The organism is Aurantimonas manganoxydans SI85-9A1, from assembly GCF_000153465.1.
Lineage (GTDB): Bacteria > Pseudomonadota > Alphaproteobacteria > Rhizobiales > Rhizobiaceae > Aurantimonas > Aurantimonas manganoxydans.
This window is the reverse complement of sequence record NZ_CH672387.1, coordinates 2750535-2768616: the sequence shown is the minus strand read 5'-3', so window position 1 is coordinate 2768616 and position 18082 is coordinate 2750535. Positions and strand designations below refer to the sequence as shown.

23 protein-coding genes are annotated in these 18082 nt (G+C 69.1%); 11 read left to right on the top strand and 12 right to left on the bottom strand.

Annotated elements, in window-relative coordinates:
* Positions 1-196: 196 nt before the first annotated feature.
* Positions 197-1327 (top strand): YihY/virulence factor BrkB family protein, encoded by a 1131-nt coding sequence (locus SI859A1_RS13080; protein ID WP_244400996.1) that lies wholly within the window; start codon positions 197-199, stop codon positions 1325-1327.
* Between the two features lie 117 nt (positions 1328-1444).
* On the opposite strand, the gene SI859A1_RS13075 is transcribed toward SI859A1_RS13080, so the two are convergent.
* Positions 1445-1705: a hypothetical protein gene (locus tag SI859A1_RS13075; RefSeq protein WP_040325799.1), complete on the bottom strand. Its 261-nt coding sequence runs from the start codon at positions 1703-1705 to the stop codon at positions 1445-1447.
* Positions 1706-1804: 99 nt separating this feature from the next.
* Between SI859A1_RS13075 and SI859A1_RS13070 the strand changes: the two genes are divergently transcribed.
* The 3 genes from SI859A1_RS13070 to SI859A1_RS13060 all read left to right on the top strand — a co-directional run bounded on the left by SI859A1_RS13070 (position 1805) and on the right by SI859A1_RS13060 (position 3831).
* Complete coding sequence (locus tag SI859A1_RS13070) at positions 1805-2089, top strand: hypothetical protein (protein ID WP_161600135.1); 285 nt, start codon at positions 1805-1807, stop codon at positions 2087-2089.
* Between the two features lie 138 nt (positions 2090-2227).
* Complete coding sequence (locus tag SI859A1_RS13065; RefSeq protein WP_148233841.1) at positions 2228-3427, top strand: extensin-like domain-containing protein; 1200 nt, start codon at positions 2228-2230, stop codon at positions 3425-3427.
* Positions 3428-3519: 92 nt separating this feature from the next.
* A complete protein-coding gene (locus tag SI859A1_RS13060; protein WP_009210215.1) occupies positions 3520-3831 on the top strand; it encodes a YdeI/OmpD-associated family protein in 312 nt (103 codons plus the stop codon).
* A 67-nt stretch (positions 3832-3898) separates the two neighbouring features.
* Here SI859A1_RS13060 and SI859A1_RS13055 read toward each other — a convergent pair whose 3' ends face one another.
* Positions 3899-4129: a YrhK family protein gene (locus SI859A1_RS13055; protein ID WP_040325797.1), complete on the bottom strand. Its 231-nt coding sequence runs from the start codon at positions 4127-4129 to the stop codon at positions 3899-3901.
* A 374-nt stretch (positions 4130-4503) separates the two neighbouring features.
* Between SI859A1_RS13055 and SI859A1_RS13050 the strand changes: the two genes are divergently transcribed.
* Positions 4504-4839: a YnfA family protein gene (locus tag SI859A1_RS13050; protein ID WP_040325796.1), complete on the top strand. Its 336-nt coding sequence runs from the start codon at positions 4504-4506 to the stop codon at positions 4837-4839.
* A 10-nt stretch (positions 4840-4849) separates the two neighbouring features.
* On the opposite strand, the gene SI859A1_RS13045 is transcribed toward SI859A1_RS13050, so the two are convergent.
* From SI859A1_RS13045 to SI859A1_RS13035, 3 genes are all read right to left on the bottom strand, one after another.
* Complete coding sequence (locus tag SI859A1_RS13045; RefSeq protein ID WP_009210213.1) at positions 4850-5251, bottom strand: acyl-CoA thioesterase; 402 nt, start codon at positions 5249-5251, stop codon at positions 4850-4852.
* 128 nt (positions 5252-5379) lie between these two features.
* Complete coding sequence (locus SI859A1_RS13040) at positions 5380-5652, bottom strand: DUF6522 family protein (RefSeq protein WP_040325795.1); 273 nt, start codon at positions 5650-5652, stop codon at positions 5380-5382.
* On the bottom strand, positions 5652-6107 hold the full coding sequence (locus SI859A1_RS13035) for an Rrf2 family transcriptional regulator (RefSeq protein WP_009210212.1): 456 nt from the start codon (positions 6105-6107) through the stop codon (positions 5652-5654). The genes SI859A1_RS13040 and SI859A1_RS13035 overlap by 1 nt, the downstream gene beginning before the upstream one ends.
* 96 nt (positions 6108-6203) lie before the next feature.
* On the opposite strand from SI859A1_RS13035, the gene SI859A1_RS13030 reads away from it, so the two are divergent.
* The gene (locus SI859A1_RS13030; protein WP_040325794.1) at positions 6204-6626 is read left to right on the top strand and encodes a group III truncated hemoglobin; all 423 of its coding nucleotides are present in this window, start codon (positions 6204-6206) and stop codon (positions 6624-6626) included.
* Positions 6627-6629: 3 nt separating this feature from the next.
* Here the strand turns inward: SI859A1_RS13030 and SI859A1_RS13025 are convergent, their stop codons facing one another.
* On the bottom strand, positions 6630-7676 hold the full coding sequence (locus SI859A1_RS13025; RefSeq protein WP_009210210.1) for an ion channel: 1047 nt from the start codon (positions 7674-7676) through the stop codon (positions 6630-6632).
* 240 nt (positions 7677-7916) lie between these two features.
* On the opposite strand from SI859A1_RS13025, the gene SI859A1_RS21660 reads away from it, so the two are divergent.
* Positions 7917-8060 carry a hypothetical protein gene (locus SI859A1_RS21660; protein WP_154653370.1) on the top strand — a complete coding sequence of 48 codons (144 nt, stop codon included), beginning with the start codon at positions 7917-7919 and terminating at the stop codon, positions 8058-8060.
* A 76-nt stretch (positions 8061-8136) separates the two neighbouring features.
* Here the strand turns inward: SI859A1_RS21660 and SI859A1_RS13020 are convergent, their stop codons facing one another.
* Together SI859A1_RS13020 and SI859A1_RS20400 are read right to left on the bottom strand one after the other, a co-directional pair.
* Positions 8137-9033, bottom strand: a complete 897-nt coding sequence (locus tag SI859A1_RS13020) for a DMT family transporter (RefSeq protein WP_009210209.1) — start codon at positions 9031-9033, stop codon at positions 8137-8139.
* Between the two features lie 133 nt (positions 9034-9166).
* Entirely contained in the window at positions 9167-9610 is a 444-nt protein-coding gene (locus tag SI859A1_RS20400) for a DUF1499 domain-containing protein (protein ID WP_050767537.1), read from the bottom strand.
* Positions 9611-9768: 158 nt separating this feature from the next.
* Here SI859A1_RS20400 and SI859A1_RS13010 point away from each other — a divergent pair, with 158 nt between their 5' ends.
* Positions 9769-10359, top strand: a complete 591-nt coding sequence (locus SI859A1_RS13010; RefSeq protein ID WP_040325793.1) for a superoxide dismutase family protein — start codon at positions 9769-9771, stop codon at positions 10357-10359.
* Between the two features lie 64 nt (positions 10360-10423).
* On the opposite strand, the gene SI859A1_RS13005 is transcribed toward SI859A1_RS13010, so the two are convergent.
* The 4 genes from SI859A1_RS13005 to SI859A1_RS12990 form a co-directional block, all read right to left on the bottom strand.
* Positions 10424-11041: a glutathione S-transferase family protein gene (locus SI859A1_RS13005; RefSeq protein ID WP_009210206.1), complete on the bottom strand. Its 618-nt coding sequence runs from the start codon at positions 11039-11041 to the stop codon at positions 10424-10426.
* Positions 11042-11160: 119 nt separating this feature from the next.
* Positions 11161-11727, bottom strand: coding sequence for a TadE/TadG family type IV pilus assembly protein (locus tag SI859A1_RS13000; protein WP_040325792.1), 567 nt, complete (start codon positions 11725-11727; stop codon positions 11161-11163).
* A complete protein-coding gene (locus SI859A1_RS21780; RefSeq protein ID WP_040325791.1) occupies positions 11724-12254 on the bottom strand; it encodes a TadE/TadG family type IV pilus assembly protein in 531 nt (176 codons plus the stop codon). Before SI859A1_RS21780 ends, SI859A1_RS13000 begins: the two co-directional genes overlap by 4 nt.
* On the bottom strand, positions 12251-13705 hold the full coding sequence (locus SI859A1_RS12990; RefSeq protein ID WP_161600134.1) for a pilus assembly protein TadG-related protein: 1455 nt from the start codon (positions 13703-13705) through the stop codon (positions 12251-12253). The genes SI859A1_RS21780 and SI859A1_RS12990 overlap by 4 nt, the downstream gene beginning before the upstream one ends.
* 317 nt (positions 13706-14022) lie before the next feature.
* Here SI859A1_RS12990 and SI859A1_RS12985 point away from each other — a divergent pair, with 317 nt between their 5' ends.
* The 3 genes from SI859A1_RS12985 to SI859A1_RS12975 all read left to right on the top strand — a co-directional run bounded on the left by SI859A1_RS12985 (position 14023) and on the right by SI859A1_RS12975 (position 17986).
* Positions 14023-15228, top strand: coding sequence for a pyridoxal phosphate-dependent aminotransferase (locus SI859A1_RS12985; RefSeq protein WP_009210204.1), 1206 nt, complete (start codon positions 14023-14025; stop codon positions 15226-15228).
* A gap of 487 nt (positions 15229-15715) precedes the next feature.
* Positions 15716-17038, top strand: a complete 1323-nt coding sequence (locus SI859A1_RS12980; protein WP_009210203.1) for a hypothetical protein — start codon at positions 15716-15718, stop codon at positions 17036-17038.
* A gap of 6 nt (positions 17039-17044) precedes the next feature.
* Positions 17045-17986, top strand: coding sequence for a COG3904 family protein (locus SI859A1_RS12975; RefSeq protein ID WP_009210202.1), 942 nt, complete (start codon positions 17045-17047; stop codon positions 17984-17986).
* Positions 17987-18082 lie beyond the last annotated feature (96 nt).

Below are 18082 nucleotides of genomic sequence, written 5' to 3'. Positions count from 1 at the left end.
CCACAGCCGAAGCTGCCTTGGTGCCTCGGCCCTCGTAAGCCTAATCCGCGATGACAGGCTGGAAATGGAAAATCGCAGCTTACGTCATGCAATCTGGCTACCGCACTGGCCCCCATCCCCACCTCGCTGCAATGTGGCAACGGAATGGCGTTTCCGCCGTTTGTCCTGCGAATGGACGGACCAAGGAGCGCAATCGATGGCGAGTGATACCCGGAACGCGGCGGGGCGGGCCGACCAAGCGGGCAGGGGACGCGGGGCCGTGCGGCCGTCGCAGATCCCGGCCGCGGGCTGGAAGGACGTGGCCTGGCGGGTCCTCGCCGAGATCAGCGACGACCGGGTGATGCTCGTGGCGGCCGGCGTGACCTATTACCTGCTGCTGGCCTTCGTTCCGGCGCTGTCGGCGCTCGTTTCGGTCTATGGCCTGTTCGCCGATCCCGCCACGGTGCAGGAGCACGCCGCGATGCTGCAGGCGCTGATCCCCGGCGGCGGCATGGAGATCATCAACGAACAGCTGACGCGGCTGGCGTCGCAGGGCGACACCACGCTGGGCTTCACCTTCGCCATCTCGCTGGCCATCGCCCTGTGGAGCGCCAATGCCGGCATGAAGGCGTTGTTCGAGGCGATGAACGTTGCCTATGACGAAGCGGAAAAGCGCAGCTTCGTCACGCTGACCCTGACCTCCTTCGTCTTCACGCTGGGGGCGATCGTCGCGGCGATCCTGTTCATCGGCCTCGTCATCGCACTGCCGCTGGCGCTGGACCTCCTGGGCATCGGCACCGACACGAAATGGCTGGTCAGCATCGCCAGCTATGCCGGCATCTTCCTGCTGGTGTCCTTCGGCATCGCGGCCCTGTACCATTGGGGCCCGAGCCGCACCCGCGCCAAATGGCGCTGGATCACCCCGGGCACCGTGCTGACGGTGGTGGTGATCGTCGTCGTCTCGATGCTGTTCTCCTGGTACGTGGCCAATTTCGGCTCCTACAACGCCACCTATGGCTCGCTGGGCGCCCTGATCGGCTTCATGACCTGGATCTGGATCTCCACCACGATCCTGATCGTCGGCGGCGAGGTGAATGCCGAGATGGAGCACCAGACCGCCCGCGACACGACCCGCGCGCCGGCCCAGCCGCTGGGCTCGCGCGGCGCCACGATGGCCGACACGGTCGGCCGGGCCTCGGTGTCGCTGGAGGAGCCGGACCTGCCGACCCGGCGCGAGGAACTGGAAGACTTCCTGCATCGGCGGCACGGCACGGCGAAGATCGTGGCGGTGGCGCTGCCGACCGCCCTGTTCCTGACCTGGATCATGCGCAACCGCGAGCGCGCCTGAGGAATGCCGGCCGCCATTGTGCGGCCGGATTGAGGTCAGGCGTCGGGGATGCGGATCGGCTCCGCTCCGGCCTGCGCGGACGCGGCTCTGCGGCGCCCGCGGCCGGCGATGCGGGGGTCAGGCGGCGCTGTAGCGCTTGCGATAGGCGGCGAAATCGTCGCTGCGATACAGCGCGTCGACCTCGTCCATGGTCAGGGAAGTCTCGTCGGTGTCGATCGAGACGCTGTAGCGGGGCGTGTCCTGGTTTTCCATCGCGCTGCAGATCGCCTCGGCCAGCGTGTCGAAGCGCTTGTGCGAGACGCCGCCGCGCGGGCTGACGCGGCGCGCCGACTTGGCCCAGAAGAAATCGGCGGGCAGATCGAAATTCAGGGAAGACATACGTCAGCTCCGTTGGTTGGACGCCGCGCGCGCCCGTCGGGCGCTGCGTTCCCCTTCATATAGGGCGCAGGTTCGCATTGACCTGCAAATGAACGGCCAGTGCCGTGCCGTTCAGCCGAGGTTCAGCCGCCGGCCACCATGCTGGCGGCCATGATCACCATTCGCCATCGCCCCGCTGCGGCTCCAGACCGCCGGCCGGCCCGCCCTTTGCGGAGCGCGCCGGGCCGGCCGGTCGCGCCGTCCTCCGGCGAGCGCTGCGCGGCGGCCGGCGACCTGCCCGGGCCGCTGTCCGCCGAACCGCCCATGGCCCGCGCGGCCCGGCGGCTGCGGCAGGCGGAGGCCGGCTGGCTGGCCAGTGCGCTGCGCGACGACGGCCGCGCCTGACGCGCCGGGTCGGCCTTTCACGTGTGGGCTGCGCTGTTCCATCCCGGCACAAAGCGCCGCCTGTTCATTCTTCGCTTACCAAACCCGGCTAGCTTTCGGCTGTCCGCTCGAGTTTCGCGGAAGACGAAAGGCCATCGCATGGTATCGCGTATTCGCGAATGGCGCTTCGCTGCGCTCGCCGTCGCCTGTATCGTGACGGCGAGCCTTTCCTCGCAGCATGCCGCCGCCCAGACAGGCTTCGCGCCCCCGGTCCCGCCCGGCGACATTCCGCAAACGGGTGGCATGGTCTGGGGCGGCCACGTTCCGTCGGCCGGCGAGGGCTACCGGCCGAGCGTCGGCCGGCCCGATGGCGTCGCCGCCGCGCCGCCGGCGGCCCCCGAACCGCTTGCCGCGACCCAGCCGATCGTCCGCGCCGCGCCCGCCGCGCCGGCATCCGCTGCGCCTTCGGCATCGACGACGAGCTCGCTCTATCAGGATCTTCTCGGCCGCCGCGCCAGCGTGCCCGCCGCTGCCCCAATGCAGCCGGCCGGCAATGGCGCCCTGCCGCCGCTGGACGCGCCGCGCAGCGTCGGCGGCGAGACGAGTTCTGCCGCGCCGGCCGCCGATCCCTGGACCGGCCTGAAGGCCGTGACCGCCGCACCGCCGCCGCAGCGACGGCAGGCCCCCGCGACCTCGAAGATCGTGCCGCAGCGCAGCGTCGTCGCCTCGCTGGGGGAAGCGCGCAAGCCGGCGCCCCAGAGCCCGGTGCCGGGCCGCGGCGCGCTGGAGAACCAGACGCCGAGCGGCTATCGCACCATGCCGCGCTCGGAAGCCATGTGCCGGACGGCGCTGCGCAAGATGGGCGTGAGCTTCGTCGACATCGATCCGGTCGGCAGCAGCAAATCCTGCGGCATCGCCCATCCGGTGAAGATCACCGCGATCGCCAAGGGCGTCGCGATGAAGCCCGCCGCGACGATGAACTGCGCGGCCGCCGCTCGGATCTCGCAATGGGTCGAGGACGAGGTGAAATCCGCCGCCCGCTGGAAACTTTGGAAGCGACCGACGGCGGTGCTCAACGCCTCGTCCTATCGCTGCTCGCGCATCGCCGGCTCGCGCACGGTGTCCGAGCACGCCACGGGCAACGCCCTCGACGTGCGCGGCTTCGCCTTTTCCGACGGCTCGGTGTTCGACGTGGAGAAGAAGGGCTTCTTTTCCTTCCGCGAGAAGAGCTTTCAGAAAGCCGTGCGCCATTCGGCCTGCCGCTATTTCGGCACGGTTCTGGGGCCGGGCTACAATTACGACCACCGCGACCATCTGCATCTCGACGCCAAGAACCGCCGCCGCGTCGTCTGCAAATAGCGCCAGGGCGGGTTGCGGCGGCGCCGGTCCGGACCGTAGGGTTGCCTGACTTCCACGAACCTGCAACCGGACGAGACATGCCGGGAGGCATCATGGCCGACGATTTTGCCCAGGGGACGGTCCACCGGGTCGGCGAGGACATGAAGGCGGCGCTGACGGCGGAGCCGGAGGTGCTGGATCTCTGGCAGAAGCTGACACCGCTTGGGCGGAACGAGTTCATCTGCTGGGTCGAGGATGCCATGCAGGCGAAGACGCGGCAGCGGCGTATCGCACGCACCATCGACGAATTGCGCGAGGGCCGGAAGCGGCCCTGCTGCTGGGCCGGCTGCATCCACCGCACGGACAAGGCGCCGGGCGCCTGGCAGCAGGCGGTGCTGATCGACCGGAAGACGCGCAAGGCGTGATGACGCGGCGTTCGGCTGTGGCAGGCCGGCCGGGGCGGTGAGGTGCCTGAGGCTGGCCCGCGCCCGGTCAGCGCTTGTCGCGGCGCTTTTCCCTGGCCTCGTAGATCGTCTTGGCGAGTTCGCCGAGCGAGCCGAGGAACATCCCGGTGGAGCCGGCGACGAACATCCAGACGGCCAGGGTGTACCACTCTTCGAAGGCCTTGAAGAACAGCACCGAGCCGATGACGAAGAGCAGATTGCCGACGAGGCCGATTCCGAGATGGACGTAGCCGAAGTCGCGAACGAGAATTTGCAGCATCTTGGACCTTCGGAATGCGTGGCGTCTGTGTGGTGACGACGGCAGGGCGGCACCCGCTGCCTTGCCCAGTCTGCGGCGGCCGGCGGGCCGAACCCTGCCGGTCCGGCATAACGGTCCCCGATACGACAAGGCAACCGGGCGGGGGGCCTCGCTGCGGGAACGACCGCCCGGAAATGGGCAGCAGGCATGTCCGGCCGATGCTGCGCCGTGCGGGAAAGGCGGCTTGCCGGCCGACATGGCGGTGACATCCTTGCGGCCGTCGCGGTTGCGGGTTGCCTGCCGCTGATGCAATGCGCCGAACCGAACCGAACCGAACCGAACCGAACCGAACCGGGCCGGGCCGGGCCGGGCCGGGCGGCGCCGAGGGAGATCCGATGACGCCCGCACTCACCGCCGTCACCTATGTCGCGGCCGCGCTGGCCGAGATCGCCGGCTGCTTCGCCATGTGGTCGTGGCTGCGCTCCGGCGCGTCGGGGCTCTGGCTGGTGCCGGGCCTCGCCAGCCTCGCGCTGTTTGCCTTCCTCCTGACATTGGTGCCGGTGGAGGCGGCGGGACGGGCCTATGCGGCCTATGGCGGCGTCTATATCGCCGCCTCGCTCGGCTGGCTGTGGCTGGTGGAGGGCAGCCGGCCGGACCGCTGGGACATGGCCGGCGCCGGGCTCTGCCTCGTCGGCGCGGCGATCATCCTGTGGGCGCCGCGCGGCGCCTGACGGCTTATGCTCAGTCGGCGATGGTCTCGGCCGGCACGGCGGTGGGGCGGCCCTCGTCATCGATCGCCACCATGACGAAGGTGCCCTCGGTGACCTTGGTGCGCTCGTGGCGGGCACGGCCCTTGGCCCAGGCCTCGATGGACAGGGTGATCGAGGTGCGGCCGACCTTGTCGATGGTCGAATAGACGCAGAGCGTATCGCCGATCTTCACCGGCTTCTTGAAGATCAGCGTGTTGACCGCGATGGTGGCGACCCGGCCGCGGGCCCGCTCGGCGGCGCGGATGCCGGCCGCCAGATCCATCTGCGACATCACCCAGCCGCCGAAGATGTCGCCATTGGCATTGGCGTCGGCCGGCATGGCCGGCAGCCGGATGGTCAGTTCGCCCCGGGGCTGTTCGTCGGTTTCGTCCATCGCGCGTCTCCTGATTGGCCCGAATGGCATAGCAGACGCGGCGGGACTTGGCAGCGGTGACGGACGGATCGCGCGGGGTGAGGGCGCAGCGGCATCCTGGCGGAGCCTGCGGCGGTATTCGGCCGCGATCAGCTCTGGCAGGGCGGGACGCCGCTCTCCGGTTCTTCCGGGACCAGATGCCCGTCGGGCTGGCGGATCAGCACCCGGCGCTGGCCGCGATAGCGAAAGACCAGCCGGTGGCGCCCGGCATCGGCGCCGACGCCGCGCTCCACCGTGCCGCGGACATTGCCGCGGCGCAGCTCGGTCCGGAAGAAGGCGAGTGGCAGGCCGAAGGCGGCGGCCACCGCCGTGCTGTCGACCTCGACGTCGCCGCTGTCGTCCTGGGGAGCGTGATCGGCCATCAGGCGCGCGCCGCCACGCGGGGCGCATTGCCGGGCTCGGCCAGCGGGAACAGCGACAGGATGTCGATCTCGCGCTTCGGCAGGTCGGCAAAGCTGTAGCGGTCGAGAACGGCGAGGAAGGCAGTGACCGCTTCGGCCAGGACGCCGCTCATGCCGCAGGCCGGCTGGATGATGCAGCGATTGCAATCGGCAAGGTCGAACCCGTCCTCGGTCGTCCGCACCAGCTCGCCGACGAAGATCTGCGACGCGGGGCGGGCAAGGCGAATCCCGCCGGACCGCCCACGCAGGGTCGTGACATAGCCGGCCTTGCCGAGCTCGTGGACCACCTTGGTCAGATGGTTGCGCGAAATCCCGTAGGCCTCGGAAATGTCGGCCACCGAGGAGAGGCCGTCGGGCCGCGCGGCGAGGTAGATCACGACGCGCAGCGCATAGTCGGTGTAGCGGGTAAGGCGCATGCGCCGGGCTCCCTTTCGCTGTGCGGATAAAACATATATCAGAAATACATGTTTAGCCAGCGGCGCGACGCCGCCGGCCTGCCGCGAGGTCGACCCATGTCCGAGGACCGCATTGCTTCGCTGATCGTCGACGAGGATTCGCTGTGCCTGCTGGTCGCCGATTTCTACGATCGGGTGCGCGCCGACCCGGTGTTGGGGCCGGTCTTCGAGGGGGCCGTCGTGGACTGGCCGGCGCATCTGGAGCGGCTCACCGCCTTCTGGTCGTCGGTGATGCTCACCTCGGGCCGCTACAAGGGCAATCCCTTCGCCGTCCACCACCGCCATCGCGGCGAGATCGATCTCGCCATGTTCGATCGCTGGCTCGGCCTGTGGCGCGAGACGACCAGCCGGCGGTTTCCGGCGGCGACGGCCGCAGTGTTCCACGAGAAGGCCGAGCGGATCGCCGACAGCCTGAAGGCCGGGCTGTTCTTCCGACCGGAGCTGGCCGATCTGCGGCCGGCCAATCCGCGCGGCCAGTGATCGTCAGTCGCTGTTTTGACGGGTCTGGCGCTCCAGGGCGTCGTCGTCGCTGTCGCAGCGATTGATCGCCTGCCAGGGCCAGCCGTCGCTCTGGACCAGCGACAGGAGCAGCCGGCGATCGACCGATCCGGCATGGCCGGCGGGCACCCCGTCCATGCCGCCGGCCGGTGCGGGGCGGGCGGCATCGTCGCCATGCAGCCGTGGTGGCTCCTCCCGGGCCAGCTTGATGTGACCGGATCGCAGCGACCAGAGGAACGAGGTGATCGCCGACTGGCAGCGGATCATCGACAGCCGATCGGGCTGGCGATCGGCGGGCACGGTAGCCGCGATGCTGTCGATGGCTTCGCTGAGTGCGGCCAGGCGCAGCGGCAGCGCCGCCGCCGCTTCGCCCGAGTGGAAGTAATGCAGCGCCGGATAGGCCAGATGCTGCTGGCCGAGGGTGATGATGTTCGGGGACAGCGTATCGAGGACGCTGGCGAGCCGCCCATAGCCGGCGCCGTCCCGGCACTGGCTCAGAATGCCGTCCGGCGTGCTGCCCAGGCCGTGAATGATGATCGCCAGCTGGCGCTTGGCGACCGCCGCCGAGATCACCGGCACGAGATAGGTGACCGACAGGGTCAGGGCGAGAAGGCCGTTGGCGGCGCAGAGCGCGGTGAGCAACTGCCACAGCGCGCCCGACGGCTGGAAGTCGCCGAGGCCGAGGGTCGTCAGCGTGTAGCCGGCGACATAAAGCATTTCCACCGCATCGGCCGGCGCCTTGGTCTGGGAGTTGACGATGCCGTCGCCGCCGCCGAGGAAGATCAGCCACCAGCCGAGCCACAGGCCGACGAACCAGACCAGCGCCGAGCCGGCGAGAATGAGCGGGCCGGCGGCCGACAGCAGCCGATGGCCGCGCTCGCCGCCATCGGAGATCCGGAGCGCCAGCCGCCATGCCCCCTGCATGGACCAGGCAGTGAGCGGGCCGGCGCCGCGGGCCGTCAGGGTGGTCAGGCCGATTTCGATGATGGTCCAGGCGACGAGGGCCGCGCCGAGAAGCGAGAGAAGGATCATGGCGAGTGTTCCGGATCGGGGCCGTTAAGGAGCGGTGAAGAGGAAGCGTCCAGCGCCAACGCGGCACGCTGCGATCCGATCCCGAAAACGTGAAGCGGGGTGAGGCGGCAGCGGCAGGAGGCGGTGCGGCGCGCCGATCGCGGCAATCCTGCATGGCTGCCTTGCACGCGGCCCGGTGCCACGCGACCCCGGAGCGGCCTATCTGTTGCATTGCAACATGAAACAGACCGGAGACCCATCATGGCCCCTCAGACTTCTCCCAGCCGTCCCCGCCGCTTTCACCAGCGCGTCGCCGGCTTCTTCGTCGAGGCCGCCGCGGTCATCGAGGATGCCCGCCGCATGCGCGACGAGTACCGCCGCAACCATCGCGGCATGATCGAGTAGGCAGGATCGGCGCCGACTGGCGCCGGGCGGAACAGCGCGGCTGAGACAGCGCCGCGCGATGCCAAGCCGCGTGCCGTCAGGCCCCGGCGTGCCGCGCTTTGCCCCAGCGCCGCATCGGCACCAGTTCGACCGCCAGCATGGCGGTGAAGATCAGGGCGCAGCCGACGAGGCCGATGGCCGCGATGCGCTCGCCGAGGATGATCGCGCCGAACAGCGCCGCGAACAGCGATTCCGACGACAGGAAGATCGCCGCCTGCGCCGCCGTCGTGTGACGCTGCCCGATGATCTGCAGGGTGAAGGCGAGCCCGGTCGACAGGACGCCGCCATAGACGATTTCCGGCCAGGCCTGCCACAGGCCGGCCAGGGTCGGCGTCTCGAAGGCCAGCGTGCCGAGGCCGGCAAGGATCGCGGTGACGGCGAACTGCACGAAGGACAGCGTGTAGGGCCGGCCGCTCGGGCCGGCGAACAGCCCGACGAAGACGATCTGCAGCGCCCAGAACACGGCGCAGACCAGCATCCACACATCCCCGACATTCAGCGCCGCCAGGCTGCCGCCGCCCAGAAGGGCGATGCCGGTCAGCGCGGTGAGCGCCGCCGGCCAGACCACCCAGTGCGGCCGGCTCCGCAGCAGGGCAAGGCCGAGGATCGGCGTCAGCACCACATACAGACCGGTCAGGAAGCCGGCATTGGTCACGGTCGTGGTGACCATGCCGATCTGCTGGGTGATGGCGGCCAGAAACAGCAGCGCGCCGATGCCGACGAAGCCGATCCGGGTGCGCGGCGGTACCGGCGTGGCCGCACGGCGGCCTTCGGCGATGGCGAAGGGCACGAGGGTCAGCGCCGCGATGCCGAACTTCGCCGCGGTGAAGGTCCAGGGACCGACCGCGGCCATCGCCGTCGACTGGGCGACGAAGCCCATGCCCCAGACAGCACCGGCGAGAAGCAGCAGGCAATTGGCGCGAAGGCGTGTCATGGCGACCGGAGAACGGATGGGAGAGGTCCGCGAGGGCCTGGGAGCGCCGCGAACCGATCGCCTCGCTGACTATCGGAGCCGGTGGGGCGAGGCAAGGCAGGCCCAGCGCCGCGCCGGCCATCGGCGCGCGCGATCAGCGGGCGGCGTTTGCCAGAAGCTCCGCCCAGCGGCTGAGGCGCCTGGCGTTGGCGCCGAGATCGGCACGGCCGAGCAGTGAGCGCGCATAGATCCGCATCAGCGTGCCGTCCGGCGCGCCGAAGGCATCCACGTCGATCGTGTCGGGAAAGCGCAGGACGGCGCTGCGCGCCACATAGCGGCGGTAGTTCGGCGTCTGGCCGTGGTCGACCCGCACGACGTCGCCGTCCTCGGCGAGGGCCACGTCGAGACGGGCCAGCAGCGCCTGCGGCGGGAGCGCGAAGACGGGCAGGGCGACATCGACCCGGGCCGCGGTCGCGCCGGGCGACGCCGCGACGCTGTCGTTCGGCACGGAGCGCCGCGTCAGCGTCGCCAGATCGACCGGTCCCTGGTCGGCGGGCCCGCCCAGCCGTATCCAGAGCGCCTCGAGAAGATGGGCCATGCTTTGCCTTTCCGTCCACAACGCCTGCGGGCAGCCGGCGCGGTCACACCTCGCTGATCAGAGCGGAACGATCGCCGGCGGGCGGTCGTTGCGGGGACGACACTCAGGTCTGCGAACCAATCTTCACGCGGGCCTGCGAAACCGGAAGGAACCGTCCCATGCTTCGCATCGCGACCCTCGCTCTTGCCACCTCCGCCCTGTTCGCCGTTCCGGCCATGGCGCAGGATTCGACGCCGACCCCGACCGACAAGCCGGCCAACGCGCCGTCCGACGGCATGAATGCCGGCATGCAGAATGATATGGAGCCGATCACCGTCGAGATGAAGGGCGCCGATGGCAGCTCGGCCGGCACGGTCACGGTGACCCCGACGCCGCATGGCCTGCTGCTGTCGGCCGATCTCGCCAATCTCGCCGATGGCGATCATGCCTTCCACGTCCACGAGACCGGCGTCTGTGAAGGCGACTTCTCCTCGGCCGGCGGGCACTACAACCCGACCGACAAGGAGCATGGCTACAAGGTCGAGGGCGGCCATCATGCCGGCGACCTGCCGAACTTCACCACCACCGACGGCTCGGCAAGCTTCGAGAGCTTCGCGCCGGCGCTGACCTTGACCGGCGGCGAGGCGCCGCTGAACGATGCCGACGGCTCGGCGATCGTCGTGCACGGCGGCACCGACGATTACTCTTCGCAGCCCTCGGGCGACGCCGGCAACCGCATTGCCTGCGGTGTCGTCTATTCGGGCCAGTAAGCCGACCGCTGACAGAACGGGTTGCCGGCGCAGGCCGGCAGCCACTTCAAGCGATGCTCGGCGCTCAGGCGCCGGGCAGCCAGCTGATCGGCCGGTAGTCGGACAGGCCCTCGATCCGTGCCAGCCAGGCCCGGATGCCCGGATAATCCGCCAGTTCGAAGCCGCCTTCGCCGGCCCGGTGGGTGTAGGCATAGAGCGCGATGTCGGCGAGGCTCGGCGCGTCGCCGACCAGCCATTGCGCCCCGGACAGACGCTGCTCCATCACCGCCAGGGCCTTGTGGCCGCCGGCCAGCGTGTCGGCCAGACGCTGCGGCGTCGCGGCTGCGCGCATCTGCGGATAGACCAGCAGCGAGCGCCGCACGGCGACCTGTGGCTCGTGGCTGTATTGCTCGAAGAACATCCAGCCGAGCATCTGCGCGCGCGCGAAGCGGTCGTCCGGCACGAAGCGCGTGCCGTCGCCGAGATAGCAGAGGATGGCGTTGGATTCCGGCAGGGTGCAGCCGTCCTCCAGTTCGAGCAGCGGCACCTTGCCGTTGGGATTGGCGGCGAGGAAGGCGGGCTGCTTCGTGCCGCCGTCGAGCGAACTCACCTCGACATGGCGAAACGGGCGACCGAGCAGCGCCATCAGCAGCCGGGGTTTGTAGCAATTGCCGGAATCGGACATGCCGTGGATCGTCAACATCGCGTGCCTCTCGCGCCGCTTGCCTGAATGGGCAGCATAGCATCGGCCGCCGCCGGCAATGAAGATGCGGCGCAGGCCGTGGAGTGAGGTCGGGCGCGGGCCGGGCGTGTCGCGTCGGCTCAGTTCGGCCCGGCGATGCGCTTGGTGAAGCGCGGGCGGACGGCGGCGACGGAACTGTGGGTCATGCCCTTCAGCCGGACCACGTCGAACATGGCGTTCTGGGGGATCATCGTCTCGGTGACGAGGATCGAGTCGCCGATGGCGACCGACGGCAGGAGATCGACGGGCATGGGGCGGTCCGCGAAGGCGGACGAGGCGTCCGGCGGGTAGGTCCAGTCGGTGTCGAAGCCGCGCGACGAGCGGGTCAGGCTGGAGATCCGGACCTCGAGCGCACCGTCGGGCTGCGGCACCAGCGCCTTCAGCGTGGCGATGATGCGGTTGTCGAGCACCGATTTCGGCAGTTCGGTCTGGCGGGACATGTAGTCGCTCATCGAGGCGGTGGCGCGTTCGAGCGCCAGGCTCTCCCGGTAGAAGTCGAAGAGCGTGACAGTGCCGAGCAGGACGAGGACGAGCAGCGGCGCGATCAGCGCGAACTCGACCGCCGCGACGCCGGACCGGTCGCCGAGGAGGCGCCGATGCGGAGCGGGCGGGCGAGCGCCATCCGTGGGGTCCGGATCGGCCATCATTGCGGCTCGTTGACGAAGGCGGCGTAGGAATTGATGCCATAGGCGCCGGTGTCGCCGTCGGGCAGCGCCACGGCGAGGCCGAGCATCGGCGTCATCGGCCGCACCGAGGTGCAGACCCGCACGAACATCAGCTCCGAGCGCTCGCCCGGCCGATAGGCCGGCACGGTGCCGCGATGGACGCAGCTGGCCGCCGTCTTCGGGATCGTGTCGGAGGCATTGCTCAGGACGATCAGCTCGACCGTCGTATTGGCCGCGCAATTGGTGAAGACCATCGCCTGGGCGCAGATGCGCCGCTTCAGGTCGTCGGCCGAGATCGCCGCATTGTCGGCGATGCGCAGCTGCCGCACGATCCGGTTCAGCGCGCCGTCCTGCATGATCGTCTGGGTCATCAGCCAGCCGGCCTCGAAGATCGAGAAGACCATGGCAAGGAACAGCGGCAGCACCAGCGCGAACTCGACGGCGGTCGCGCCGCGCCGGTCGCGGGCAAGGCGCAGCAGAGCCTTCGGGAGCGGCAGGGGACGCGTCATCCGATCAGCTTGATCTTCTGGATCGCGGTGGCGATCGACTTGAACGCGTCCTGGATGTCGAGGGCGTTGACCCGGTAGAAGCGCTCCGCGCCGCTGGCGCAGTTCGACATCTGCTTGGCCGCCGTGTCGTTGACGTCGAAGCCGATGGTGAAGACGATGACGTTCTTCTGCTTGGCCGCGGTGCACAGGGCCGCCGCGAAGCGCTCGGCGTCGCCGACGGAATAGAGGTCGGTGTTGAGGCTGCCATTGTTGTAGTACTGGACCGGCTTGCTGGCATCCTTGGGAATGCGCTGGCTGCTGATCGCGCCGTCGGTCATCAGCACGAGGAACTTCATCGTGTCGGGATCGGTGAAGCTGGCCGGCCGGTTGCTGAAGCGCGCGTCGATGTCGAGCTCCTCGGACAGGGCCCGGTAGCGCGCCGCTTCGCGCAGCATCGGCTGGATCGCCGGGTCGAGCAGCAGCAGCCCCCATTTCAGCGCGATCGGCGTGCCGGTGCCGTCATAGAGCTTGTAGTTGTCGATCTGCCGCTTGAGATATTCGCGGTCGTTGGACAGGAATGAGACGCTGGTCCGGTCGGTGTCCTTGCCTTCGCCCGCGACGAAGTCGGGCGTCGTGCCCGGCCGCGGATCGTGGGGATCGTCCGGGCACCACCAGGGTTCGGTGATCTGCGCCTCGCCGGCCTTCTTCAGCGCATCGTGATGGTTCGCCTGGGTGAAGTGCTGGGTCTGGGGAAGATTGGCGAAATCGGGCACGCCGAGGGTGAAGTCGTTGCGCCCGAACTGGAAGCAGGACGAGCGATCGTGCTGCCGGCGGTTGCGCGCCAGGGCGTCGAACAGCACCGGGCCGATGCTGACCTGGCCGGCATAGGGCACGATGCTGACGGTGGTGTAGTCCTCGGCGCCGTCGGCCAGCACCATGTCCATGAAGGATTTGGCGGCCGGGCGCAGGTAGTTGATGCGCATGGCGCCGCTGGGGCCGGGATAGCTGCCGGACTTGTCGAAGCGCATGGAGCCGGACATGTCGAGCAGCAGCGAGATCTCGATGTTCTTGCGCTTCTCCTCGGCCTCCGCATGGGCCTCCACCGTGAGCTTGTCGATGCCGATCAGCCGCAGGAAGGCCGTGTCGGTGACGGCGGTGGCACTGGCCTCGACCCGCTTGGCGTTGCTGAGCTCGTCGGCCTTCACGTCGAGGGCGTAGCTGCCCTTCGTCACGGCCGCCTTGAGGAAGCTCTCGATGGTCTCGCGGGGCGGGCGCGTCTGGGTCAGGGAGGCCGCTGCCAGGACGCCGCGATCGAGCCCGTCCTGCAGCACCGAGCGCAGCCGTTCATGGGCGATGAGGTCGATGGCGCCGCCGGAGATGACGATCATCGGCACCAGCATCAGGGCCGTCATGACCGGGATGCTGCCGGCTTTGGCGCGCAGGAAGCTGGACCGAAGGGCGGAGGGTTTCATCGAGCGCCAATGCATGAACTATAGGGCTGTCTTATTACTGCGCCGATGAGATTTAAAACGCCTTAAAAATAAGCCCTTATAGCGACGCATCGGAAAATATTCCGCAGCCGTGGCGACTCGGATCGGCGCGGATCGGCGCGGCGCGGCCGGGGAGGGCCGGGCGGCGGGTGGTCTTGCCGCCATCGTCGCGGCGGCAGTGGTGGCCGGCCAATAGCGACGCGCTTGCGCGGGGTCCGGCTTGCAGGCCGACGCCGCTGGCATTAGGGTCCGCGCGCCCGCAGGGGTCTTCCCGCAGCTACGATCGGAGTTCAGCACCCATGGCATTTCTTGCCGCCGCCCTTGACCGCGTAAAGCCGTCAGCGACCATCGCCGTCACCCAGAAGGCGCGCGAGCTGAAAGCGCAGGGGCGTGACGTCATCGGCCTGGGCGCCGGCGAGCCGGATTTCGACACGCCGGACAACATCAAGCAGGCGGCCATCGAGGCGATCAACCGCGGCGAGACCAAGTACACGCCGGTCTCGGGCATTCCCGAGCTGCGCCAGGCGATCGCCGCCAAGTTCAGGCGCGAGAACGGCCTCGACTACAAGCCGGAGCAGGTGATCGTCGGCACCGGCGGCAAGCAGATCCTGTTCAACGCCTTCATGGCGACGATGAACCCCGGCGACGAGGTGATCATCCCGGCGCCCTACTGGGTCAGCTATCCGGAGATGGTGTCGATCTGCGGCGGCACGCCGGTCTTCGTGCCGGCCGGCATCGAGACCAATTTCAAGCTGACGCCGGAGGCGCTGGAAGCGGCGATCACGCCGCAGACCAAGTGGTTCCTGTTCAACTCGCCGTCCAACCCGTCGGGCGCCGCCTATACGCGCGACGAGCTGAAGGCGCTGACCGACGTGCTGATGCGCCACGAGCATGTCTGGGTGCTGACCGACGACATGTACGAGCACCTGGTCTATGGCGACTTCACCTTCACGACGCCCGCCCAGGTCGAACCCGCGCTCTACGAGCGCACGCTGACCATGAACGGCGTGTCGAAGGCCTATGCCATGACCGGCTGGCGGATCGGCTATGCCGGCGGCCCGGTGCAGCTGATCAAGGCCATGGACATGATCCAGGGCCAGCAGACCTCCGGCGCCTGCTCGATCTCGCAATGGGCGGCGGTCGAGGCGCTGAACGGTCCGCAGGACTTCATTGCCACCAACCGCGCGATCTTCCAGAGCCGGCGTGACCTCGTCGTGTCGATGCTGAACCAGGCCAGCGGCATCGACTGCCCGACGCCGGAAGGCGCCTTCTACGTCTATCCGTCCTGCCAGGGCCTGATCGGCCGCAAGACCGAAGCCGGCACGGTGATCGACAGCGACGAGACCTTCGTCTCCGAACTGCTGCAGGCCGAGGGCGTGGCGGTGGTGCATGGCTCGGCCTTCGGCCTCGGCCCGAACTTCCGCATCTCCTATGCGACGTCGGAAGAGGCGCTCGAGGAAGCCTGCAAGCGGATCCAGCGATTCTGCGCCAGCCTCAAGGCCTGACATTCCGAAACTGATTCTGTGACGAAAGGCGGCTCCCCGGGGCCGCCTTTTTACGTGGGCGATGGTCGGAAGCGCAGGTGCGGGCAGGGCCCGGACAGAAAAAAAGCCGGGTTCGCGAGAACCCGGCTGAATTAGGAAGGATTCCGAAAAACCCTTGGGAGGAAACAGCCAGTGCCAAACGGCGGGAGGAGGTGCCGTCGGCGGCTGACTGCGGTGGAACATAGTCATCGGCGGATTCGGCACCATGCCCAATTCGGTATGTGAGCCATGCGCTTAATGCATGACTGCGGGCGACGCCTCTGCTTGGTCGTCATAGCAAAACCCGATCGGCCGATTGGCAAAACCGATGGGGTGGCGCGGCGGTTAACCGCATGCGCAGCTTTCGGCGGCACCCGGCTACCCGCCAACATGCGATAGCCCTAATGTCGGGTTAACAACGCTGAGCGGCTCGACCCGCATCGACGAATGTCTGAAGGGCCAGGGGCCGATGAGCGCATCGCAATCCTATACGCTGCGCGGGCAGTTGACCCGCCTCGATACGACCACCCGCATCACGCTGGCCGTCCTGGCACTGGCCAGCGGCGTCTACACCTATCTCGGCGTGCGCGAGCTGCTCGACGGCACGGCGACGACGGTGTTTCTGGGCGCCATCGTCTATTCCTCGGCGGTCTCCGTCGCGATCTACGCCTTCTGGTCCTATCTGATGCGGTTCATGCCGCATGTGCGCCAGCCGGGCAGCCGGCGGATGCTCTATGTCGCGATGGGCCTCGGCGCGGCGATGATCATCGCCATGTCGTCCTGGCTGAACGCCGCGGCGCTGGCCGGCGCGGCGGCGCTGGAGCAGCATCTGGCGGTCACCACCGAGGAATATCAGGGCAAGCTGAACGAGGCGCATGAGAACGCCCTGGCCGCCCAGAGCCTTCTGCCCGACATCCAGCTCGCCTCGCAGCGTTTTGCCCGGCTGTCCGAGCAGGAAGCCCGTTCGGGCATTCTCACCGGCACGTCCGGCTCGGGAACGGTGGTGCAGCTGCTGCGCCAGATGTCGAACCAGCTCACTGGGCTGCAGGGCGAGATCACCGCCTCGCGCGAAGACGTCAAGACGCTGTTCGGGGAGGGCGGCGAGCGCCTGGCGGCGATGCGCCAGCTCGTGTCCTCGCAGGGGCCGATCGCCGACCGCGCCAATGCCTATGCCGAGCAGGCGGTCGCCCTGTCCGGCCTGATCACCGCCCTGCAGCAGACCTCGGTGGCGCCGACCGTGCGCCGCGCGGCGGAGGATCTCGGCCGCACCTTCATCGCACCGATCGCCGACGGGGCCGACGACGACCTGCGCACCCGCCAGAGCGAGGTCGTGGGCCGGGTCGAGACCGCGGTGCAGGCCCAGAGCCAGGCTCTCGCGGCCGCCGCCGACGAGATCCTCGCGCGGCCGGTGGTGGTGCCGGTGCGCTTCACGCCGCTGTCGTCGCCCGAAGCCGTCATCCGCTATGCCCGCGACTTCCTGCCGTCCTGGGCCGGCGCGATCTCCATCGACCTGTTGCCGGCGGTGCTGATCTTCATCCTTTGCATCGTCCAGGACGTCATCCGCCGCGAGGACGGCGAGGAGATGGAGACCGGCGACATGAGCGCGGCCGAGCTGATGCGGGCGATCCGCATCCAGAAGAAGCTGCGCACGGCCGAAGCCGACGAGGCGCTGCCGGCGGCGGCGCGCGCCGAGATGGCGGCGCACGATCCGCGGGAGGTCCCCGACGACGACATCGTCCAGGCCAACACTGCCGGCGGGCCGACGCCGTTTCCCAAGACCGTGGTGCGCTGAACCGCGATGATCGGCGAGGAGGCATCACCGGGACGCGTCGAACGGCTGATCCGGGCGATCCCGGAGGGCGCGGTCCTGCGCGGCGTCTTCGTGGCGCTGCTCGTCATCGCCGGCTCGATCGCCTTCCTCGACTACCGGCAGCTGGCCGAGGCGACGGCCGACCGCGAGCGGATCAGCCGCACCGAACCGATGCCGCTGGCGCGTCCCGAGCCGGGCGACCAGGTTCGCCCCTATCTGCCGAAGACGATTCCGGTGGCACCCGACCGGGGCGTGCCGAGCCTGCCCGGCTGGGACGGTCCGGTGGACGGCGAGGCGATGGCCGAGCGCATGCGCTTCGTCGCCGGGCCGGACGGTGCGATCAGCGCGATCGGGCGGATCGAGATCGGCACGGCGGGCGATTTCCGCGATTTCCTGGCGAGCCCCGAGGCGGCCGGAGCCCGCACGCTCTACCTGCATTCGCCGGGCGGCGCGGTGGACGACGCGATCCTCATGGCGCGGGAGCTGCGCGAGCGGCGCCTGTCCGCCATGGTGCCGGCCGACGGCTATTGCGCCTCGGCCTGTCCGCTGCTGCTGGCCGGCGGCCTGACCCGAAACGCGGGGGAGGGTGCCTGGGTGGGCGTCCACCAGGTCTATGCGCTGCCGCTCTCGGACGTGTCGCGCGACGTCGACCGCTCCATCGCCGGCGTGCAGGAAACCATCGCCCGGTGCCAGGAACTGCTGGTGGCGATGGGCGTCGACCCGGCGGTGTGGATCAAGGCGATGCAGACGCCGGCGGACAGCCTCTACGTGCTGACGCGCGACGAGTTGATCGCCTTTCGCATGGTGCGTCCGTTCCCCGACGACACCAGCTTCATCGGCCCGCCGGCGCCGCCGGCCTTGCCGGTTCCGACGCTGTCGGTGGCGGGTGACGGCGCGGCTGACCCGGCCTCATCGGACAGTTCCGGCTGACGCTGCGGCGTGTTCGCTCAGCTAACCTGACGGATCGGCGACCGTCGCACGCAGCGGAAGCTGCTGCTTGCGCTTCGCATTCGGTGAGCAAGCCGT